The sequence below is a fragment of the Phenylobacterium sp. genome, from assembly GCF_035309685.1.
Classification (GTDB): domain Bacteria; phylum Pseudomonadota; class Alphaproteobacteria; order Caulobacterales; family Caulobacteraceae; genus Phenylobacterium.
This window is the reverse complement of the sequence record NZ_DATGEX010000037.1, coordinates 15,321-32,428: the sequence shown is the minus strand read 5'-3', so window position 1 is coordinate 32,428 and position 17,108 is coordinate 15,321. Positions and strand designations below refer to the sequence as shown.

The 17,108-nt window shown below is 70.3% G+C and carries 20 protein-coding genes; 6 read left to right on the top strand and 14 right to left on the bottom strand.

Going from position 1 to position 17,108, the window contains the following annotated elements; genetic code table 11:
- Positions 1-335: 335 nt before the first annotated feature.
- From VKQ35_RS12170 to mutM, 7 genes are all read right to left on the bottom strand, one after another.
- Positions 336-1,151 (bottom strand): SDR family oxidoreductase, encoded by an 816-nt coding sequence (locus VKQ35_RS12170; protein WP_324361922.1) that lies wholly within the window; start codon positions 1,149-1,151, stop codon positions 336-338.
- A gap of 122 nt (positions 1,152-1,273) precedes the next feature.
- On the bottom strand, positions 1,274-1,648 hold the full coding sequence (locus tag VKQ35_RS12165; protein ID WP_324361920.1) for a DUF6481 family protein: 375 nt from the start codon (positions 1,646-1,648) through the stop codon (positions 1,274-1,276).
- 63 nt (positions 1,649-1,711) lie between these two features.
- A complete protein-coding gene (gene dnaA / locus VKQ35_RS12160) occupies positions 1,712-3,130 on the bottom strand; it encodes a chromosomal replication initiator protein DnaA (protein WP_414692335.1) in 1,419 nt (472 codons plus the stop codon).
- A 461-nt stretch (positions 3,131-3,591) separates the two neighbouring features.
- Positions 3,592-3,861: a 30S ribosomal protein S20 gene (rpsT, locus tag VKQ35_RS12155; protein ID WP_324361916.1), complete on the bottom strand. Its 270-nt coding sequence runs from the start codon at positions 3,859-3,861 to the stop codon at positions 3,592-3,594.
- 211 nt (positions 3,862-4,072) lie between these two features.
- The gene (locus VKQ35_RS12150; RefSeq protein ID WP_324361914.1) at positions 4,073-4,855 is read right to left on the bottom strand and encodes an enoyl-CoA hydratase; all 783 of its coding nucleotides are present in this window, start codon (positions 4,853-4,855) and stop codon (positions 4,073-4,075) included.
- Between the two features lie 54 nt (positions 4,856-4,909).
- Positions 4,910-5,779, bottom strand: a complete 870-nt coding sequence (locus tag VKQ35_RS12145) for a TraB/GumN family protein (protein ID WP_324361912.1) — start codon at positions 5,777-5,779, stop codon at positions 4,910-4,912.
- A gap of 8 nt (positions 5,780-5,787) precedes the next feature.
- Positions 5,788-6,660, bottom strand: a complete 873-nt coding sequence (gene mutM, locus VKQ35_RS12140) for a bifunctional DNA-formamidopyrimidine glycosylase/DNA-(apurinic or apyrimidinic site) lyase (RefSeq protein WP_324361910.1) — start codon at positions 6,658-6,660, stop codon at positions 5,788-5,790.
- Positions 6,661-6,738: 78 nt separating this feature from the next.
- On the opposite strand from mutM, the gene VKQ35_RS12135 reads away from it, so the two are divergent.
- Together VKQ35_RS12135 and ubiB are read left to right on the top strand one after the other, a co-directional pair.
- Positions 6,739-7,497: a class I SAM-dependent methyltransferase gene (locus tag VKQ35_RS12135; RefSeq protein ID WP_324361908.1), complete on the top strand. Its 759-nt coding sequence runs from the start codon at positions 6,739-6,741 to the stop codon at positions 7,495-7,497.
- A 4-nt stretch (positions 7,498-7,501) separates the two neighbouring features.
- A complete protein-coding gene (gene ubiB, locus VKQ35_RS12130; RefSeq protein WP_324361906.1) occupies positions 7,502-9,013 on the top strand; it encodes a 2-polyprenylphenol 6-hydroxylase in 1,512 nt (503 codons plus the stop codon).
- Here ubiB and VKQ35_RS12125 read toward each other — a convergent pair.
- Positions 9,010-9,516 carry a cupin domain-containing protein gene (locus VKQ35_RS12125; protein WP_324361904.1) on the bottom strand — a complete coding sequence of 169 codons (507 nt, stop codon included), beginning with the start codon at positions 9,514-9,516 and terminating at the stop codon, positions 9,010-9,012. The two genes, ubiB and VKQ35_RS12125, sit on opposite strands and share 4 nt — an antisense overlap.
- 15 nt (positions 9,517-9,531) lie before the next feature.
- Positions 9,532-10,122 carry a hypothetical protein gene (locus VKQ35_RS12120; protein WP_324361902.1) on the bottom strand — a complete coding sequence of 197 codons (591 nt, stop codon included), beginning with the start codon at positions 10,120-10,122 and terminating at the stop codon, positions 9,532-9,534.
- 139 nt (positions 10,123-10,261) lie between these two features.
- On the opposite strand from VKQ35_RS12120, the gene coaBC reads away from it, so the two are divergent.
- The 4 genes from coaBC (at position 10,262) to VKQ35_RS12100 (ending at position 13,018) form a co-directional block, all read left to right on the top strand.
- Positions 10,262-11,449 (top strand): bifunctional phosphopantothenoylcysteine decarboxylase/phosphopantothenate--cysteine ligase CoaBC, encoded by a 1,188-nt coding sequence (gene coaBC / locus VKQ35_RS12115; RefSeq protein ID WP_324361900.1) that lies wholly within the window; start codon positions 10,262-10,264, stop codon positions 11,447-11,449.
- Positions 11,446-11,898, top strand: coding sequence for a dUTP diphosphatase (gene dut / locus VKQ35_RS12110; RefSeq protein WP_324361898.1), 453 nt, complete (start codon positions 11,446-11,448; stop codon positions 11,896-11,898). The genes coaBC and dut overlap by 4 nt, the downstream gene beginning before the upstream one ends.
- Before the next feature lie 4 nt (positions 11,899-11,902).
- On the top strand, positions 11,903-12,538 hold the full coding sequence (locus tag VKQ35_RS12105; RefSeq protein ID WP_324361896.1) for a hypothetical protein: 636 nt from the start codon (positions 11,903-11,905) through the stop codon (positions 12,536-12,538).
- A 123-nt stretch (positions 12,539-12,661) separates the two neighbouring features.
- Positions 12,662-13,018, top strand: a complete 357-nt coding sequence (locus tag VKQ35_RS12100; RefSeq protein WP_324361895.1) for an endonuclease domain-containing protein — start codon at positions 12,662-12,664, stop codon at positions 13,016-13,018.
- A 67-nt stretch (positions 13,019-13,085) separates the two neighbouring features.
- On the opposite strand, the gene VKQ35_RS12095 is transcribed toward VKQ35_RS12100, so the two are convergent.
- From VKQ35_RS12095 to VKQ35_RS12075, 5 genes are all read right to left on the bottom strand, one after another.
- Entirely contained in the window at positions 13,086-14,531 is a 1,446-nt protein-coding gene (locus VKQ35_RS12095; protein WP_324361893.1) for an amidase family protein, read from the bottom strand.
- A 3-nt stretch (positions 14,532-14,534) separates the two neighbouring features.
- Positions 14,535-15,317 carry a 4-hydroxy-tetrahydrodipicolinate reductase gene (gene dapB / locus VKQ35_RS12090; RefSeq protein ID WP_414692337.1) on the bottom strand — a complete coding sequence of 261 codons (783 nt, stop codon included), beginning with the start codon at positions 15,315-15,317 and terminating at the stop codon, positions 14,535-14,537.
- A gap of 211 nt (positions 15,318-15,528) precedes the next feature.
- On the bottom strand, positions 15,529-16,188 hold the full coding sequence (locus VKQ35_RS12085; RefSeq protein ID WP_324361889.1) for a glutathione S-transferase family protein: 660 nt from the start codon (positions 16,186-16,188) through the stop codon (positions 15,529-15,531).
- A 31-nt stretch (positions 16,189-16,219) separates the two neighbouring features.
- Entirely contained in the window at positions 16,220-16,696 is a 477-nt protein-coding gene (locus tag VKQ35_RS12080; RefSeq protein WP_324361887.1) for an SRPBCC family protein, read from the bottom strand.
- A complete protein-coding gene (locus tag VKQ35_RS12075) occupies positions 16,693-17,019 on the bottom strand; it encodes a metalloregulator ArsR/SmtB family transcription factor (RefSeq protein WP_324361885.1) in 327 nt (108 codons plus the stop codon). The genes VKQ35_RS12080 and VKQ35_RS12075 overlap by 4 nt, the downstream gene beginning before the upstream one ends.
- Between the last annotated feature and the right edge of the window lie 89 nt (positions 17,020-17,108).

Sequence of the window (17,108 nt, the reverse complement as noted above, 5' to 3'; positions counted from 1 at the left end):
AAGATCGTCGACCAGGAAACCGGCGAGGACCTGTCGTCCAAGCAGGAGCAGCCGGAAGGCGCGGACGCCTAAGGGCTCCGATCCACGGCAGACATGACGAGGGCGGCTGCAGCGATGCAGCCGCCCTTTTCATTGCCTCCTCTCCCCCCGCGAAGCGGAGAGGGAGAGGATCGAGGAGAGGGCGGCTGGATCTTGAAGCCGGTCCGACGGTTCATCGGGGTTTGCGGCGGCGCCGCTCCTGGGTCATGGCTGGACCGTCGAGCAGGGTTCAGCGCGACGCCGCCCTCTCCTTGATCCTCTCCCTCTCTTCGCTGCGCTCGGGCGAGAGGCGATGCCTACGCCTCGACAGCCGCCCGGACCCCATACCGCGCGGCGGGATGCGCCTTCGACAGGTTCGGCGCCAGCTTCAGCCGCGCGGCCTGGAAGGCGTCCCAGTCGGCAGGGTCGGGCAAGGAGGGGATGGTCACCAGCTCGCCCTTGTCGAGGCCCGCCAGGGCCGCGTCGACAAGCTCGTCCACATCCATGGTTCGATCCGGATCGAGCGTTGACGGGTCGCGGCCGGAGCGCTCCCAGATCTCGGTGCGCGTGGCGCCGGGCAGGACGGCCTGAAAGGTGACGCCGGCGCCGCCGATCTCCTCGTTCAACCCTTGCGTCAGATAGAGCACGAAGGCCTTGGTCGCGCCGTAGACCACGCTGCGGTACTCCGGCAGCAGGCCCACCACCGAGCCGACGTTGATCAGGGTCCCGCGGCCGCGGGCGTTGAAGGCCTTGGCCGCGGCGTTGGCCAAGCGGGCCACAGCCACGACGTTGAGCCGGATCAGGTTTTCGATCTGCTCGGGCCCGTGCTCCAGGAAGCCCCCGAACAGGGCCGCGCCGGCGTTGTTGACCACCAGGTCGAGGGCGGCGTCGCGGACGATGCGGTCCTCAAGGCGTGTCAGGTCGGCGGGATCGGTCAGGTCGGCGCGGAAGACCTCGACCCTGACGCCGGTCTCGGCGCGAAGGCGTGTGGCGAGGTCCTCCAGTCGCGCGGCGTCGCGGGCGACGAGGATGAGGTCATGGCCGCGCTTGGCCAGACGGTCGGCGTAGGTCGCGCCGATGCCGGCGGAGGCGCCGGTCACCAGGGCCGCGCCGCGCGTGTGAGCTTGGGTCATCAGAAAATCTCCCGTCGGCGTCCAGGCGGCGCCCCGATGTAAGTGGCCCGCCCAGGGGCGGTCACAAGGCCCTATGGGGCCAGCCATCGATGAGAAATTCTGAACCTACCCGCAGCCGCCGGCTAACGCGCCTTGCGCGCCGCGTAGCGGGCGTCGCGCTTGGTCTGCGCCTCGGCCTTGGTGAGCTGCTTGCGCTCCTTGCGGGCGCCGCGCTTCTCGGCGAGCGCCGCCTCCGCGGCGGCGGCGATGGTGGCGTGGTCGGCGGCCAGGGCGTCGGCGGCGGCCTTGCGGGCCGCTTCTTTTTCGTCGGCGCGGGCGGTGCGCACCTCGTTGAGCTCGGCCTTGAGCTCGGCCTCGCGCAGGGCCGCGCGCTGTTCGAACAGCGGGTCGGTGACGGTGGGTTTGGGCTTCAGCTTCGCCAGCAGGGCCGCCTTGGCGTCGGCGGCGGCGGACAGGCGATCGGTCAGGCCGGAGCCCTTGAGGTCTCTCGCGGACATGGGCGGCTTTTCAGGTGGGACGCCGCGATTGCGCGACGGCCCACCCTACAGCATTTCGGCCCTTTAGCCCCGCAGCTTCCGCAACAGCACGTCCACGTCGCGGGCGATGGACGGGTCCTCGGCCTTCAGGCCTTCGATGCGGCGCACGGCGTGCAGCACCGTGGTGTGGTCGCGCCCGCCGAAACGGCGGCCGATGTCGGGCAGGGACCGGGTGGTGATCTGCTTGGCCAGCCACATGGCCACCTGGCGGGGCCGCGCCACCGCGCGGGCGCGGCGTTCGGAGATCAGGTCGGCCTGTTTGAGGCCATAGTGCTCGGAGACGACCTTCTGGATCTGGTCCACCGTGACCTTGCGCTCGTTGCACGACAGGTGCGGGCGCAGGATCGTCTGGGCCTCGTCGAGCGTCAGGCGGGCGAGATCGCCGCCCACCCGTGCCACCAGGGTGTTCAGGGCGCCTTCCAACTCGCGGACGCTGTCGGTGAAGCGGTCGGCCAGGAACTGCATGACCTCGGGCTTGGCGGACGGCAGGAACTTGCCCTGTTGCGCCAGGGTCTGCAGCTTGCGCTCCAGAATCCCTAAGCGAAGGGCGCGGTCCGCCGGCTCGATGCCGCAGACCAGGCCGGCCTGCAGGTGCGACCGCAGCCTGGGCTCCATCTCCGAGATCTCGGTGGGCGAGCGGTCGGCGGTCATCACCACGCGGCGGCCGTCCTCGACCAGCGCGATCAGGGTGTGGAACATCTCCTCCTGGGTGGAGACCTTGCCGGCCACGAAATGCACGTCGTCGATCAGCAGCAGGTCGGCGTTGCGCAGTTCGTCCTTGAAGGCGGCGGTCTGCTTGTCCTGCAGCGCCTTGACGAAGGTCGAGGTGAACTTCTCGGCGGTCAGGTAGACCACCCGCTTGGTCGGCTCGTTGCGCATGGCCTCCCAGGCCAGCGCGTTCAACAGGTGGGTCTTCCCAAAGCCGTAGGGGCCGTGGAAGACCACCGGATTGAAGTGGCCGTCCGACCAGGTCGCCACCCGCCTCGCCACCGCGAAGGCGAATTCATTGGAGGGCCCGGCCACGAAGGTGTCGAAGGAGAAGCGGTCCTGCAGGCCCAGCAGCCGACCCTGGCGGGCGGCGGCGGGCGCGGCCTGCGCCTCGACCTCGAAGACTTCAGGCGCGACCGAAATTTGTTCGTCCACGGCGGTCGTGAAGGCCGGCGCCGCCGCCATCAGGCCCGCGGAATCGAACTCCATGCGCGACTTCAGATCGAGCCGGCGGCCGAGCGGGTCGTTCTGCGCCCACAGCTCGCCGATGCGCCGCCAGGCATGCCGCGCGATCCAGTCGCGCGCCACGCCCGTCGCGGCGACCAGGCACACCTCGTCCCCGGTCTCCCGAAGCGCCGCCTGGCCCAGCCAGGAGCCGAACGTCGCCTCGCCCAGCTCGCGCTTCAAGACCAGACAGGTCTTCGTCCACACGACTCCGGCCGGTGCGCTCGCCATAGCTCCCGCAACCCCCCCGCTCACCATCTCTGTCAACCCCGTCCTGCCCGCGTCACGGTCCCAGCCCCACGCATGGGACCGCGCCTTATTATTCAACACAAACAGGCTCTTATCCGGCGAACGCTTGCGCTTCGCCGGCGCCCCGTTTCGATCCGGGATCAGATGAAAGACGCCTGTTGAAGGGCCGACACTAATGGGGCGCCGGGGCCGGTCAACGGTGATTCTTAAACGCTCAAGACGATATTTTCGTTGACTCGCGCTTACCCCTTTTAGGGCCAAGGAAAACGCCGATCAGCGTTCCGTGCGCTGAGCAGATTCGCCGCAGGTGTCGCACCCCCTGGGTCGGCCGAAGGCTCGCCCAAAACGCGAAAACGGCGCCCGATGGGGCGCCGTTCCGGTCGATCAATTCCTATGGGAGAGGCGGGGTTGGACCCCGCCGTCCAGGCGCTCGTTTCGGCCGCTCAGGCGGCGGCCATCTTCTTCAGCTGGGCGGCCAGGCGCGAGACCTTCCGCGAACCGGTGTTCTTGTGCACGACGCCCTTGGTGACCGCGCGCATCAGCTCCGACTGGGCCTTCGCGAAGGCGTCCTTGGCGGCCGCCGCGTCGCCCGAGGTCAGGGCCTCGTCGAACTTGCGCAGGTAGGTGCGCACGCGCGAGCGGCGGGCGGTGTTGACTTCGGTGCGGCGGGCGATCTTGCGGACCGCCTTCTTGGAGCCGGGCGTATTGGCCATTCTCAGGAACTCTTCATGCGAACGCGCCCGGCGGACCGGGCGGGTAAAATTGGAGGCGCGGATATACGGGAGGAAGGGCGGTGGGTCAATGCGAGCAGGGCTTTTTTACCCCGCGCCATTTTCCCCTGAGGAGGCTGTCCCGCGGACAGGCCTCGGCCTACGCACCAAAGGTCGTTCCTTCCTGACCCTCCGGCGCCTCCCGCCGACTGTCCTACTTCCCCGTGAACGCCGCCGGCCGCTTTTCGACGAAGGCCGCCATGCCTTCCTTCTGATCGTCGAAGGCGAACAGCGAGTGGAACAGCCGCCGCTCCATGGCCACGCCGGTCGCGAGCGTCGTTTCGAAGGCCGCGTTGACCAGCTCCTTGGTCATGGCCAGCGCCAGCGGCGATTGTCCGGCGATCTTGCCGGCCGCGGCCAGGACGTCCTCCAGCAGCTTGTCGGCGGGCACGACGCGTGAGACCAGACCCGCGCGCTCGGCCTCGGCGGCGTCCATCATCCGCCCGGTGAGCGCCATGTCCATGGCCTTGGCCTTGCCGACCGCGCGGGGCAGCCGCTGGGTGCCGCCGATCCCCGGCATGACGCCCAGATTGATCTCCGGCTGGCCGAACTTGGCGGTCTCCGCGGCGATGATGAAATCGCACAGCATGGCCAGCTCGCAGCCGCCGCCCAGCGCAAAGCCCGCCACCGCGGCGATCAGCGGCTTGCGGAAGCCCTCGATCCTTCGCGCGGCCGGGCCGAAGAAGTCGGTCGTGAACATCTGGGCGTAGGACTTGTCCGACATCTCCTTGATGTCGGCGCCGGCCGCGAAGGCGCGTTCGGACCCGGTCAGCACCACGCAGCGGACGGTCTCGTCGGCCTCGGCGGCGTCCAGGGCCGCGCACAGTTCGGCGAGCAGCTGACTGTTCAGCGCGTTCAGCGCCTGGGGCCGGTTCAGGCGGATCAGGGTGACGCCCGGCTGCGGGGCTTCGACGATCAGGGTTTCGTAGGCGGACATCGCTGGCTCCTGGGCGCGGCTCCTCGGGGCGGTTCTGGGGCCGGCCCCGCCGCCTTAAGGCCCCGTGACCGAATAGCCAAGCGCCCTCAGCCGCGCCGGCACCCCGTCGGGGCCGATCAGATGGCCGATGCCGACGATGACCACGGTGTGGCCGTGGCCCTTCATCCGGGCGTCGAGGACCTGGGTCCAGCGGGCGTTGCGGTCGAGGACCAGACGGCGGAACAGGGCGGGCGAGGCGTCGCGCAGCGGCTTGATGGCCTCGGCGTCGAGCGTGGCGATGTCGGCGTTCATCCAGGCCTTCAGCAGGGTCTGATATTCGTCTGGCTTCTCGTCCATCTCCTGCAGGGTCTCATGCAGGGACGCGATCTGCTCGGCCATCGTGCCGGAGGAGAGCAGGCCGATCTGTTCGGCGGGGGTCTCGAAGGCCTCACGCCTGGCCTTGGGCGTGGCCATGGCGGAGATGGTCTTTTCGACGCCGTCGTTGGCGTCCGCGCCCACCCGGCGATAGGCGCCGCCGGCCAGCGCGATCTCGGCCAGCCAGGGCTGCAGGCGATCGACGAGCACCGGCGAGACGTCATAGGCCGCCGCGACCTTGCTCATCAGCGCGCTGTCTTGTGGGCTCAGGAGCCGGAACAGCGAGCCGTCCGGCGGCAGCACGCCGGCCTGGGTGGCGAGCGTCGCGGTGTCGGCCTCGCTCTGGGCGTCGATGGGCAGCTCGAACCAGATGTCGTCGGCGGCCTTCAGGGCGCGCTCCAGCACCGGCGGCGTCCAATTGAGGCCCGGCGGCAGGACGTGGATCGAGCCGAACAGCACGATCTCCGAGTCCTTGTCCTTAACCACCCACACCGGCGGCTCGGCGACCGCGGCGCCGGCGAAGGCGAGGGCGGCGAACGCGCCGGCGAGAGTCTTCCAGACGCGGTTCATGGCGAACCTCATGTCTGGCAAACGGGGCAGTAGAATGTCGAACGCCCCGCCTGGACCTGGCGGGCGATGACGCCGGCGCAGGGATCGTTGCAGCAGGGCTCGCCCTCGCGGTCGTAGGTCCGGAAGCGGTGCTGGAAGTAACCCAGCGCGCCATCGGTCTGGGCGAAGTCGCGCAGAGTCGATCCGCCGGCCGCGATCGCCTCGGTCAGGACCGCGCGGATCTCGGCGACCAGCTTTTCCAGCCGCGGCCGGGAAATCCCGCCGGCCGCGCGGAAGGGCGAGATGCGGGCGCGGTTCAGCGCCTCGCAGACGTAGATATTGCCCAGGCCGGCGACGATCCGCTGGTCGAGCAGCAGGGTCTTGGGCCCTTGCCGGCGGTCCTTGAAGGCCGCCCTCAGGCGCGCGGCGTCGAAATCGTCGGACAGGGGCTCTGGGCCCAGGCCCGCGAACCACGGGTGCAGATGCAGGGTCGCGGTGTTGACGAGCGCCATGTAGCCGAAGCGGCGCGGGTCGTAGTAGGTCACCCGCGCGCCTTCCTCGGTCGTAAAGACGATGTGCGCGTGCTTGGGGTCTGGGTCGGGCGCGTAGTGGAACTCGCCGGGCCGCTCTGGGCGTTCGGGCCCCTCAGGCCGCGAAATCTCGAACCGGCCGCTCATGCCTAAGTGCATGACCAGCGTGTCCTCGCGGTCCAGGGTGGCCATCAGATATTTCGCGCGCCGCCCAAGCCGGGTGATCGTGGCCCCGGTCAGCACCTGGACGAAGTTCGGCGGCAGGGGGAAGCGCAGGTCGGGGCGGCGGGCTTCCACCCGGGCCAGCCGGTGGCCTTCCAGCACCGGCGCCAGTCCGCCGCGCACGGTCTCGACCTCGGGTAGTTCGGGCATTTGTCTGGCTTGGCATGGGCTGGCGCCGAGGCCAAGGGCCTTGGAGGGGCGCCGGCGGAAGGCTAAGAGGCTCAACCTATGACCGGACCTGCCGCCACCTTCGGCTTCCGCGACGTGGACGCTAGCGACAAGCCCGGCCTGGTGCGGGGCGTCTTCGACCGCGTGGCGAAGCGCTATGACCTGATGAACGACCTGATGAGCGGGGGCGTGCATCGGCTGTGGAAGGACGCGGTCGCCGCGCGCCTGAACCCGCAGCCGGGCGAGACCATCATCGACGTGGCCGGCGGCACCGGCGACATGGCGCGGCGGTTCTCCAGGATGGCCCGCCGCGTGCAGCAACGCCGGGGCGGAGACGACGCCAAGGTGTTCGTCGTCGACTACAACGCCGAGATGATCGCCGCCGGCCGCGAGAAGGGGTCCGAACCGGAGATGGCCTGGGCGGTGGGCGACGCGCAGCGCCTGCCCCTGCCGGACGGCAGCGCCGACGCCTATGTGATCTCGTTCGGGATCCGCAACGTCACCGATATCGCAGCCGCCCTGCGCGAGGCGCGGCGGGTCCTGAAGCCCGGCGGCCGGTTCCTCTGTCTGGAGTTTTCGCGCCCGATCACCGAGCCCCTGCAGAAGGCCTACGACGCCTACAGCTTCAAGCTCATTCCTGAGATCGGCGCGCGGGTCGGCGGCGACCGCGACGCCTATCAGTACCTGGTGGAGAGCATCCGCCGCTTCCCCGACCAGCGGACATTCGCCGGCATGATCGCGCAGGCCGGCTTCGCGCGGGTGGACTACACCAACTTCACCGGCGGCGTGGCGGCCCTGCACACGGGCCGGGTGATCTAGCGACATGGGCGCTTTCGGCGCGTTTGGCCGCATGACCGGCGCGGTCTGGGTGCTGGTGCGCAACGACGCCCTGCTGCCGCGCGAGCTGGACCACGCCTATCCCTCGTCCGTGGCGACCATCGCCAGGACGCTGCGGCTGTTTTCGGGCCGGGGCGCGCGCAGCGGGCGGCCGGGGGAGCGGTTGGCGCGCTCGCTGGAGGGCATGGGGCCGGTGGCCACCAAGCTTGGCCAGATGCTGTCGACGCGCGGCGATTTCTTCGGCGCCGAGTTCGCGCAGGACTTGGGCCGGCTCAAGGACCGGCTGCCGCCGTTCCCGACGGCGCTCGCCCGCGCCGAGGTGGAGCGCGCGCTCGGCCGCACCGTCGAGAGCCTCTACGCCGAGTTCGGCGAGCCGATCGGTTCGGCGTCCCTGGCGCAGGCGCACGAGGCCAGGCTGAAGGACGGGCGCAAGGTCGCGGTGAAGGTGTTGCGCCCCGGCATCGAGGGCCGCGTCGCCGACGACGCCGAGAGCCTGATGCTGGCCGCCCGGCTGATCGCGCGCTGGATCCCGCTGGCGCGGCGGCTGGAGCCGGTGGCCTTCGCCCAGACGGTGATCCGCGCCACGACGCTGGAGCTCGACCTGCGGCTGGAGGCCGCCGGCGCCGACGAGCTGCGCCAGGTCATGGCGCTGGACGGCTACATGGCCGCCCCGCCGATCGTCTGGGAAGGCGTCGGCAAGCGGGTGCTGACCATGGAATGGGCGCGCGGCTGGCCGCTGTCGGACCCTGACGCGCTGATCCAGCCCGGCCTCGACCGGCAGGCGACCGCCGACAACCTGATCCGCGCCTTCCTGTCCCAGGCGCTCGACCACGGTGTCTTCCACGCCGACCTGCACGAAGGGAACCTGTTCGCCGCGGCGCCGTCGCAGCTGATCGCGGTGGACTTCGGGATCATCGGCCGCATCGGGCCGCCGGAGCGGCGCTACCTCGCCGAGATCCTCTGGGGTTTCCTCAACAAGGACTACGAGGGCGTCGCCAGAACCCATTTCAACGCCGGCTATGTGCCGGCCCACCACAGCGTCTCGGCCTTTGCCCAGGCGCTGCGGGCGGTCGGCGAGCCGGTGTTCGGCCGCAAGGCCAGCGAAGTGCCGATGAGCCGGGTCCTGATGCAGCTCTTCGAGATCACCGCGCTCTACGACATGCACCTGCGGCCCGAGCTGGTGCTGCTGCAGAAGACCATGACCATGGTCGAGGGCGTCGCCCGCCGCATCCAGCCCGACCACGACATCTGGACCGCCGCCGACCCGGTGGTGCGCCGCTGGATGGCCCGCGAGCTCTCGCCCGCCGCCCGCATCCGCCGCTTCGCCGACGAGGCGGCGACCGCCATGCGCAACCTCGCGCGGCTGATCGAGAATCCGCCGGTGACGACGACGGTGGAGGTGAAACCGGCGCCGCGAGGCGCGCCCGCCCTCCTGTGGTTCGCCGCCGGCGCCCTGGCCGCCGGGGCCGCGTTCCTGGCGGCGATGTACCTTGGCTAGTCCACGATCCTCGTCCGCGCCATCCACTCCGCCTGGCTGAGCCGGTCCACGTCGCCCTCGCCGAACAGCTCCATCCTGCCGTTCCGGAAGACGGTGGTCCGGCCGATGGTCGGCATGTCGGCGACCTCGATCGGGTCGCGGCGGCCGGCGGTGAGGTAGACGAGGTCGCCGGGGCCCTTCGACTTCAGCGAATGGACCACCCCATCGATGGGGAAGCCCACGAAGTCGCCGGGGCCCACCGGATGGCCGACGCCGTCCAGCACCATCTCGCCCGCGCCTTCCAGGATGAAGACGAACTCCTCCGAGACGCTGTGCGCGTGCGGGATGAAGCTCTCCTTGCCCGGCGGGATGCGGATCAGGTGCGCGCCCAGCTGGCTCATGCCCGCCGGATCGCCCAGCGGGACCATGGCCATGTCCGACGCCGGATTGAACGGATGCCGCCCGCGCCAGACCTGGGACCAGTCGATCCCGCCGGTGCGGACGATGTGCTTGGGGTCGGCCATCGGTTCTCCCGGGCCCTATTCGGCGTCGTCGGCGTATTTCGAGCGGCGCGACCGCGAGGCCTGCTGGCTGCGTTCCTCACGCTCCTTCTGCTTTTCCCAGTAGGCCATGCCGTCGTCCGGCTTGAACATGGTGCGCGGCGCGCCCTCCTTGCTGGCCACCGCGAAGACGTTGCCCTTGGGGTCGTAGTAGAGGATGTCGCCGTTCTTACGGGTCAGCGTCAGCGTGCCCTTGGGCGGATGGCCCACGAAGGCGTGCGCCTTCTGCACATATTGCTCCCGCGTCTTGGCGCCGAAGGCGTCGCCGTCGCGTTCGAACTGCTTCTGAGCGCCTTCCTCGGCGGTGAATCGCTTGGAGGGCGCCCACATGGGCTTGCCGTCGTCGGCCTTGGCGACCTCGTCCTTGCGGTGGTCGACCTGCGGCTGGCCGTTGTCGTAGCCGCCGCGCCGGTCGGCGCCGTAAGTTCGGTCCGTCGCCGTAGACGCCGCCTCCGTTCCGGAGCCCTTCTTGGCCACCGCCGAGGGGCCATTGTCGCAGGCGCTCAGCAACGCGAGCGCGGAAATCCCGAGCGCCAGGGCCATCCCGGCCCGCTTCTCAAACCCAGCCATCACCGTTTCTCCCATAACAGCAGAGGTTGGGAACAAAGAAAGAACAACTTGCAACAGTTGTCGAGTCGAAATTTGCGACATTTGTCGGTCGCCCCCATCTGGCATAAGTCTGGCGCGCGTCGATGAAGGGCCGAAAGCCTTGGACCAGAAGCGAGTTCTCCTGATCGTCGGCGGCGGCATCGCGGCCTACAAATCCCTCGAGCTGACCCGTCTGTTGCGCAAGGCGGGCGTCGGCGTGCGGCCGATCCTCACCCAGGCCGGATCGGAGTTCGTCACCGCGCTCTCCTTGTCGGCTCTGGCGGAGGACAAGGTCTATGCCGAGCTGTTCTCGCTGACCGACGAGGCGGAGATGGGCCACATCGAGCTGTCGCGGTCCGCCGACCTGGTGGTCGTGGCGCCGGCCACCGCCGACCTGATGGCCAAGGCGGCGAACGGCCTGGCGGGGGACCTCGCCTCCACCACCCTGCTCGCCACCGACAAGCCGGTGCTGATGGCGCCGGCGATGAACGTGCGGATGTGGCAGCACGCCGCGACGCAGCGGAACCTGGCCGCCCTGAAGGCCGACGGCGTCAGCTTCGTCGGCCCCGACGAGGGCGCCATGGCCTGCGGCGAATATGGGCCGGGCCGGATGGCGGAGCCCGCCGCGATCTTCCAGGCGATCATGGGCATGCTCGGCGGCGCGCGGCCGCTGGCCGGCAAGCGGGCGCTGGTCACCGCCGGACCGACGGTCGAGGCGATCGATCCGGTGCGGCTGCTGACCAACCGCTCGTCGGGCAAGCAGGGCTACGCCATCGCCGGCGCCCTGGCGGCGCTCGGCGCGGAGGTGACCCTGGTGAGCGGCCCGACGGCGCTTTCGGCGCCGGCCGGCGTCAGGCGCGTCGATGTGGAGAGCGCGCGCGACATGCTCAGCGCCTGCGAGGCGGCGCTGCCCGCCGACATCGCCGTCTGCGTGGCCGCCGTCGCCGACTGGCGCCCAGCCGCCGCCGGCGACAGGAAGATCAAGAAGGACGGCCAGGCGCCCGGCGCCATCGCGCTCACCGAAAACCCCGACATCCTGGCGAGCCTGTCGAAGGGCAAGGCCCGGCCCCGGCTGGTGATCGGCTTCGCCGCCGAGACCAACGATGTGGAGGTCCACGCCAAGGCCAAGCTCGCCAAGAAGGGCTGCGACTGGATCGTCGCCAACGACGTCAGCGTGGCCGGGACCATGGGTGGCGACGACAACGCCGTGGCCCTCGTCACCAAGGGCGGAATCGAGCGATGGGAGCGGATGGCCAAGGGCGAGGTCGCCCGCCGGCTGGCCCAGCGCATCGCCCAGGAGCTTAAGTGAACCCGACCGTCCCGATCACCCGCCTGCCGCATGGCGCGGACCTGCCGCTGCCCGCCTACGAGACCGCCCAGGCGGCCGGCATGGACCTGCGCGCCGCCGTGCCGCAGGACGAGCCGCTGACGCTGCGCCCGGGCTCGCGGTTCGCCGTGCCGACGGGTCTCGCCTTCGCGCTCCCGCCCGGCTTCGAAGGCCAGGTGCGGCCACGCTCGGGCCTGGCGTTCAAGCACGGGGTCACCTGCCTCAACACGCCGGGCACCATCGACGCCGACTACCGGGGCGAGGTGAAGGTTATCCTGATCAACCACGGCGAAGAGGACTTCGTCATCCGCCGGGGCGAACGCATCGGCCAGCTGGTGATCGCGCCGGTCGTCCAGGCCGTCTGGGCCGAGGTCGAGAGCCTCGACGAGACGGCGCGCGGCGCCGGCGGCTTCGGATCGACCGGTCGCTGAGATCATGAGCGAGACCCCCAGCGAGCGGAAACGGCGGCTGCGGTTCCTGACCGTGGCGGAGATCGTCGGCCTCGCGGCTCTGGTCATCGCCGCGCTCGGCTACTGGGACAGCCACCGCGAACGCGCGCTCACCGAACGCGAGCGCGCCGCCGAGGCGCAGGAGAAGAAGGCGGAGGCCCGCGCCGGGGCGCTCAAGCTCACCTTCCTGCTGACCGGCGCGCCGGAGGGCGAGGGCGAGCGGCTGAAGCTCTCCAGCGTGCATCCGGAACAGGTCATCCAGACCCAGACGCTCACCTTCCCCAGCGAGATCCGCGGCGACCCGGTCCAGACCACCGGCAATCCGCGCATCGAGGCCGGCTGGATCGAGGGCGGCGTCACCAAGGCCGATCACGCCCGGGGCGGCAAGCTCCGCCCGGGCCCCCTGCCGGTGGCCATCGTCACCAGCTTCATCGAGGACGGCCAGACCAAGAGCGACACGGCCCTCTACCAGCTGGGCTACCGCGCCCATCCCCGCGTCCTGCGCTCCGACAAGGTCGAGTTGGAGGGCCTGTCGCTGATCCGCCACGGCGTCGGCGCCAACACCCAGGCCGCGGTCGACGCGGCGTGGGCCAAGCAGAACCCGCCGCCGGCGAAGCGGTAGAGGCGGCGCCTTCATCGCCATCAGACGGGTTGTATGTTCCTCCTCCCCCTGTGGGAGGAGGTGGCCTGCGGAGCAGGTCGGAGGTGGGGTCGAAAACCCCTTCCGCTGCACCTAAGCTGAGCCATGGATCGCAACGCGATAGTCAAAAGGGCGCGAGTCCTCCGCAACAACCCGACAGCGACGGAACGGGTGCTGTGGGACCGACTGCGCCAGCGCAAGCTCGGCGGCCTGAAATTCCGCCGCCAGGTCCCGATGGGCCCCTACGTCCTCGACTTTCTCTGCCTTAGGCATCGGCTCGTCGTGGAAGCCGATGGGCCGTTCCACGATCCGGAACGTGACGCGATACGCGACGCCTGGCTCTTGATGAAGGGTTTCCGGGTGCTGAGGTTCAGCAATCAGGAAATCCATAACTCGCTAAATGTCGTGGCGGATCGAATCCTGGCCGCCATTGGGGAGCTGGGGCCGGTTCCCAGGCTCTGAGAAACCCCACCTCCGACCCGCTCCGCGGGCCACCTCCTCCCACAAGGGGAGGAGGACGCTGACGGTCCTACCGCCCCATCTCCGGCGCCACAAACCCGCGGATGTCATCCTCGATGGCCTGGGCGAGCGCGAGGGTCTTGGCGTCGCCGTTGAGCGGGCCGATCAGCTGGGCGCCGACCGGCAGGCCGTTGGCGGCGGGGCCGACCGGAATGGCGGTGGCGGGCAGGTGCAGGGCGGTCGCCAGCGAGATCCAGTTGAGCATGGAGGCATAGGGCATGACCGCGCCGTCCGATTGCGTCAGCCGGCGTCTCTGGAACGGCCGGTGGTCGTGGGCGAAGGCGGTGACCGGCGCGATCGGCGCCAGGATCGCGTCGAAGCGGCCGAACACCTCGCCGATCTCGTGCCGCAGCCGCGCGCGCACCGCGTCCGCCGCCAGCCACTCGCGGTGCGTGGCGGTGTAGGCGAGCGTCATGGCGGCGGCGGAGGTGGGTGCGGCGCCCCGCGCCATCTGCCAGCGGGCGAGGCCGCGCATGCGCTCCATGGCGCGGATCGTCGAGTCCGGCATGTCCTCGCCGATGACCGCGCCCAGCAGGGTCTGGTAGGCGGCCATCAGGGTCGGCATGTGCGCGGGGGAGGCGATCGGCGTCACCTCCGCCCCCGCGGCGGCGAGCTCGGCGGCGAAGGTCTCGATGGCTGTGCGCACCTGCGGGTCCAGCGGGAAGCTCGGCTCGTCGAGCCAGAGCGCGATCCTGGCGGTCTTCAGGTCGGCGCCGGGCGCCTTGGCCGCCAGCGGCCCGCCCTCGATCACCGAGAGCAGCAGGCGCAGGTCGCGGGCCGAACGCGCCATGGGCCCGGCCACGTTCAGGTCGCGCTCGCTCCAGGACCCGGGCGAGGGCGGCACCTGGCCGCGCTGGCCCACCAGGCCCCAGGTGGGCTTGTGGCTGTAGACGCCGCAGAAGCTCGCCGGCACGCGCAGCGAGCCGCCGATGTCCGAGCCGATCTCCAGCGCCGTGATCCCGGCCGCCAGCGCCGTCGCCGCGCCGCCGGAGGAGCCGCCGCAGGTCCGGGTCACATCCCACGGATTGTTGGTGGTCCCGTAGAGGCCGTTGAAGGTCTGCCAGTCGCCGGCCAGCACCGGGGTGTTGGTCTTGCCCCAGATCACCACGCCGGCGTGCTTGGCGAGCGCCACCGCGGTCGCGTCCTCCGCCTGGCGCTGGCGCAGATGCTTCAGGCCCGACGAGGCCGGCAGGCCGACCACGTCGAAGGTGTCCTTGACCGTCATCGGCAGGCCGGCGAGCAGGCCCAGCGTCTCGCCCCTGGCCCGCAGCTCGTCGAGCGCCTTGGCGTGGAACAGCGCCCGATCGAGATCGACCGCGACCACGGCGTTCAGTTTGGCGTGGGTCTTTTCGTGGCGGGCGAGCGACGCTTTCAGCAGCTCGGTGGCCGACACCTTCTTCTTGTTCAGCAGCGCCAGCTGGTCGGTGGCGTCGAGCTTGAGGAGGTGGTCGTCCATGGCTCAGGGAGCCCCGGTGAAGCCCAGGACGTCGCGCATGGCGTAGTGCCCCGCCGGGCGGCCCGCGACCCAGCGGGCGGCCACCAGGGCGCCGCGGGCGAAGAGGCCGCGGTCGCGCGCCGAGTGCGAGAGGGTCAGCGTCTCGTCCTCGGCGATGAAGGAGACGCTGTGCTCGCCGACGATGCCGCCGCCGCGCACCACGGAAAAGCCGATCTCGCCGGCAGGCCTCGCGCCGGTGATGCCGTCGCGGCCCCGCTTGGCCACATCGCCGAGGCTCACGCCCCGGCCCCGTGCGGCGGCCTCGCCCAGCATCAGCGCGGCGCCCGACGGCGCGTCGACCTTCCGGCGGTGGTGCGCCTCGAAGACCTCGATGTCATAGGCGTCCGGGCCCAGCTGCCGGGCGGCCTGCTCGACGAAGCCCAGCAGCATGTTGAGGCCCAGCGAGAAGTTGCCGGCCCGAACGATGGCGACCTTGGCCGAGGCCTCGACGATCGCGGCGACCTGGGCCTCATCGAGGCCGGTGGCGCCGATCAGCAGGGCCGGGCCTCCGCGTTCCGCGCAGGCACGCGCTAAGTCAACCGAGGCGGCCGGCGTGGTGAAATCGATGACTACGTCGGCGGCGGCCAGCGCCGTGTCGCGGTCGGTGAGGCCCTCGCCGCTCAGGTCGGGGCGGTCGAACCGCGCGGCCAGCACCATGGCCGGGTCGGCCTCGACGGCGGCGGCCATCGCCTGGCCCATACGGCCCAGCGCGCCGCCGACGGCGATCTTGATCTTGGTGTCAGACAGCGAGGTCACTCCGGCGGGCCATCCAGGGCTCCCTTCCTCCTCGATGGAGGAAGGGTCGGGGATGGTGGTGTAGGCAGGGCGACGAGGTCAACAGCAAGGTCGGCTCCGACCTAGAAACCTGCTGCAACTCTGCGGGCACACCACCACCCAACCCTCCTCCATCGAGGAGGAGGGCTTCCCTTCAAGAGCTTCCCGCAACGCCGGGTCAAGCTCAGGCTGCGGCGGTCTCGGCGAGACGCTCCCAGGTGGTGTTCTGCATGCTGGGCCGTTCGGCCATCCGCTCCATCCAGCCGAGCAGGGGAGAGCCGGCCAAAAGGTCGCCGCCTTCCGGGGTCTGGCCGAGGAACTCGAAGTGGCCGTAGGCGAAGAGGTCGGCCAGGCTCACCGCGTCGCCGGCGAGATAGGGCTGGGCGCCCAGGATGTCCTCCAGCGCCGTGACGCAGGTTCGGGCCATGGGGAGCGCGCCCGCGATCGCCTCCTCGTCCACCGGCATGCCGAACTTGGGCTTCACGACGCGGTTGAAGCCGATCGCGCTGCTGATCGAGGGCATCACGTACCAGTCGACGATGTTCAGCACCTGGTCCATGCGCGCCGCCTGGCGTGGGTCGCTGGGCGTCAGGCTTGGGCTGTCGAAGGCGCGGTCGATGTAGCGGCCGATGGCTTGGGCCTCGTAGAGCACGAAGTCGCCGTGCTCGATGGTCGGCAGGCGGCCGAACGGATTGCGGGCCAGGTACTCGGGCGTCTTGTTGGCGCCGGTCCCGAAGGCCATGGGGGCGAGGCGATAGGGCGCGCCCTTCTCCTCGCAGACGATCAGCGGCTTGCGGACATAGGGGCTGCCGGGAATGCCGTGGACGATGATGGTGTCGGACATGAGGGGTCTCCTTTTCGCCTTGGGGTTGGGGTCACTCGCCGGTGGCGGTCTTGAAATTGCCGAGGATCAGGTCCCAGCCGCCGTCCATCATGGTCAGCGTGCGGACCGCGGCCTCGCTGTCGCCGAACCGCTCCAGGCCGCGGTGCTCGAAGTCCACGCGGGTCTCGCCGCTGTCGAGCGCGGTGAAGCGCACGTCCACCTCGGTCAGCAGGTCGGGGTCGTAGGCGAACTCGGCGTTCAGCCGCCAGGCCAGGACCACGCGCCGCGGCGGATCCCAGGTCAGCACGTCGCCCCACAGGCGCTCCACGCCGTCCTCATGCTCACCGTACCAGCGGCCGCCTTCGCGGGGCTCGATCACCGCGCCGGTCAGCGGCGAGGGGCCGACATAGTGGGTCCTGGGCCACCAGCCGCCGAAGCCGGCGGTGAACACCTGGAACGCCCGCTCGGGCGCCGCGCGCAGGGTGAAGGTCTTGCGGATGGCCGCGGGTTTGATGGTCGCCTGGCTCACGGTTTGTCCCCCGTTTCGGTGTCCTGATCGCGTTCGACCTCGGCCTTGAAGGCCTCCAGCGCCTCGTCCCAGAAGCGGTCGAGCCAGGCCCGGATCTGCCCCAGGCCCTGCGGATCGATCTGATAGACGCGGCGCGTCCCGTCCGGCCGATCGGTGACCAAGCCGGCCTCCTTCAGCACTTTCAGATGTTGCGAAACGGCGGGCCGGCTCACCGGCAGGCCCCGCGCCAGCTCGCCCACCGGCAAAGGCCCGCCCGCGAGGCGCTCGAACACCTCGCGGCGGGTCGGATCGGCCAGGGCGGCAAAGGCAAGAGCGTTAGTCATGACTTACCGTAAGTCCAGACTAACGAAGGAGTCAAGGGATCAATGAACCCAAGCCGTTGACGTTCGACACCCTCCTCCCCCTGTGGGAG

Bases quoted from the DNA above. Each gene is read 5' to 3' on its own strand.
- VKQ35_RS12170 (WP_324361922.1), bottom strand. From the start codon at position 1,151: ATGACCCAAGCTCACACGCGCGGCGCGGCCCTGGTGACCGGCGCCTCC.
- VKQ35_RS12165 (WP_324361920.1), bottom strand. From the start codon at position 1,648: ATGTCCGCGAGAGACCTCAAGGGCTCCGGCCTGACCGATCGCCTGTCC.
- dnaA (WP_414692335.1), bottom strand. From the start codon at position 3,130: ATGGCGAGCGCACCGGCCGGAGTCGTGTGGACGAAGACCTGTCTGGTC.
- rpsT (WP_324361916.1), bottom strand. From the start codon at position 3,861: ATGGCCAATACGCCCGGCTCCAAGAAGGCGGTCCGCAAGATCGCCCGC.
- VKQ35_RS12150 (WP_324361914.1), bottom strand. From the start codon at position 4,855: ATGTCCGCCTACGAAACCCTGATCGTCGAAGCCCCGCAGCCGGGCGTC.
- VKQ35_RS12145 (WP_324361912.1), bottom strand. From the start codon at position 5,779: ATGAACCGCGTCTGGAAGACTCTCGCCGGCGCGTTCGCCGCCCTCGCC.
- mutM (WP_324361910.1), bottom strand. From the start codon at position 6,660: ATGCCCGAACTACCCGAGGTCGAGACCGTGCGCGGCGGACTGGCGCCG.
- VKQ35_RS12135 (WP_324361908.1), top strand. From the start codon at position 6,739: ATGACCGGACCTGCCGCCACCTTCGGCTTCCGCGACGTGGACGCTAGC.
- ubiB (WP_324361906.1), top strand. From the start codon at position 7,502: ATGGGCGCTTTCGGCGCGTTTGGCCGCATGACCGGCGCGGTCTGGGTG.
- VKQ35_RS12125 (WP_324361904.1), bottom strand. From the start codon at position 9,516: ATGGCCGACCCCAAGCACATCGTCCGCACCGGCGGGATCGACTGGTCC.
- VKQ35_RS12120 (WP_324361902.1), bottom strand. From the start codon at position 10,122: ATGGCTGGGTTTGAGAAGCGGGCCGGGATGGCCCTGGCGCTCGGGATT.
- VKQ35_RS12105 (WP_324361896.1), top strand. From the start codon at position 11,903: ATGAGCGAGACCCCCAGCGAGCGGAAACGGCGGCTGCGGTTCCTGACC.
- VKQ35_RS12100 (WP_324361895.1), top strand. From the start codon at position 12,662: ATGGATCGCAACGCGATAGTCAAAAGGGCGCGAGTCCTCCGCAACAAC.
- VKQ35_RS12095 (WP_324361893.1), bottom strand. From the start codon at position 14,531: ATGGACGACCACCTCCTCAAGCTCGACGCCACCGACCAGCTGGCGCTG.
- VKQ35_RS12085 (WP_324361889.1), bottom strand. From the start codon at position 16,188: ATGTCCGACACCATCATCGTCCACGGCATTCCCGGCAGCCCCTATGTC.
- VKQ35_RS12075 (WP_324361885.1), bottom strand. From the start codon at position 17,019: ATGACTAACGCTCTTGCCTTTGCCGCCCTGGCCGATCCGACCCGCCGC.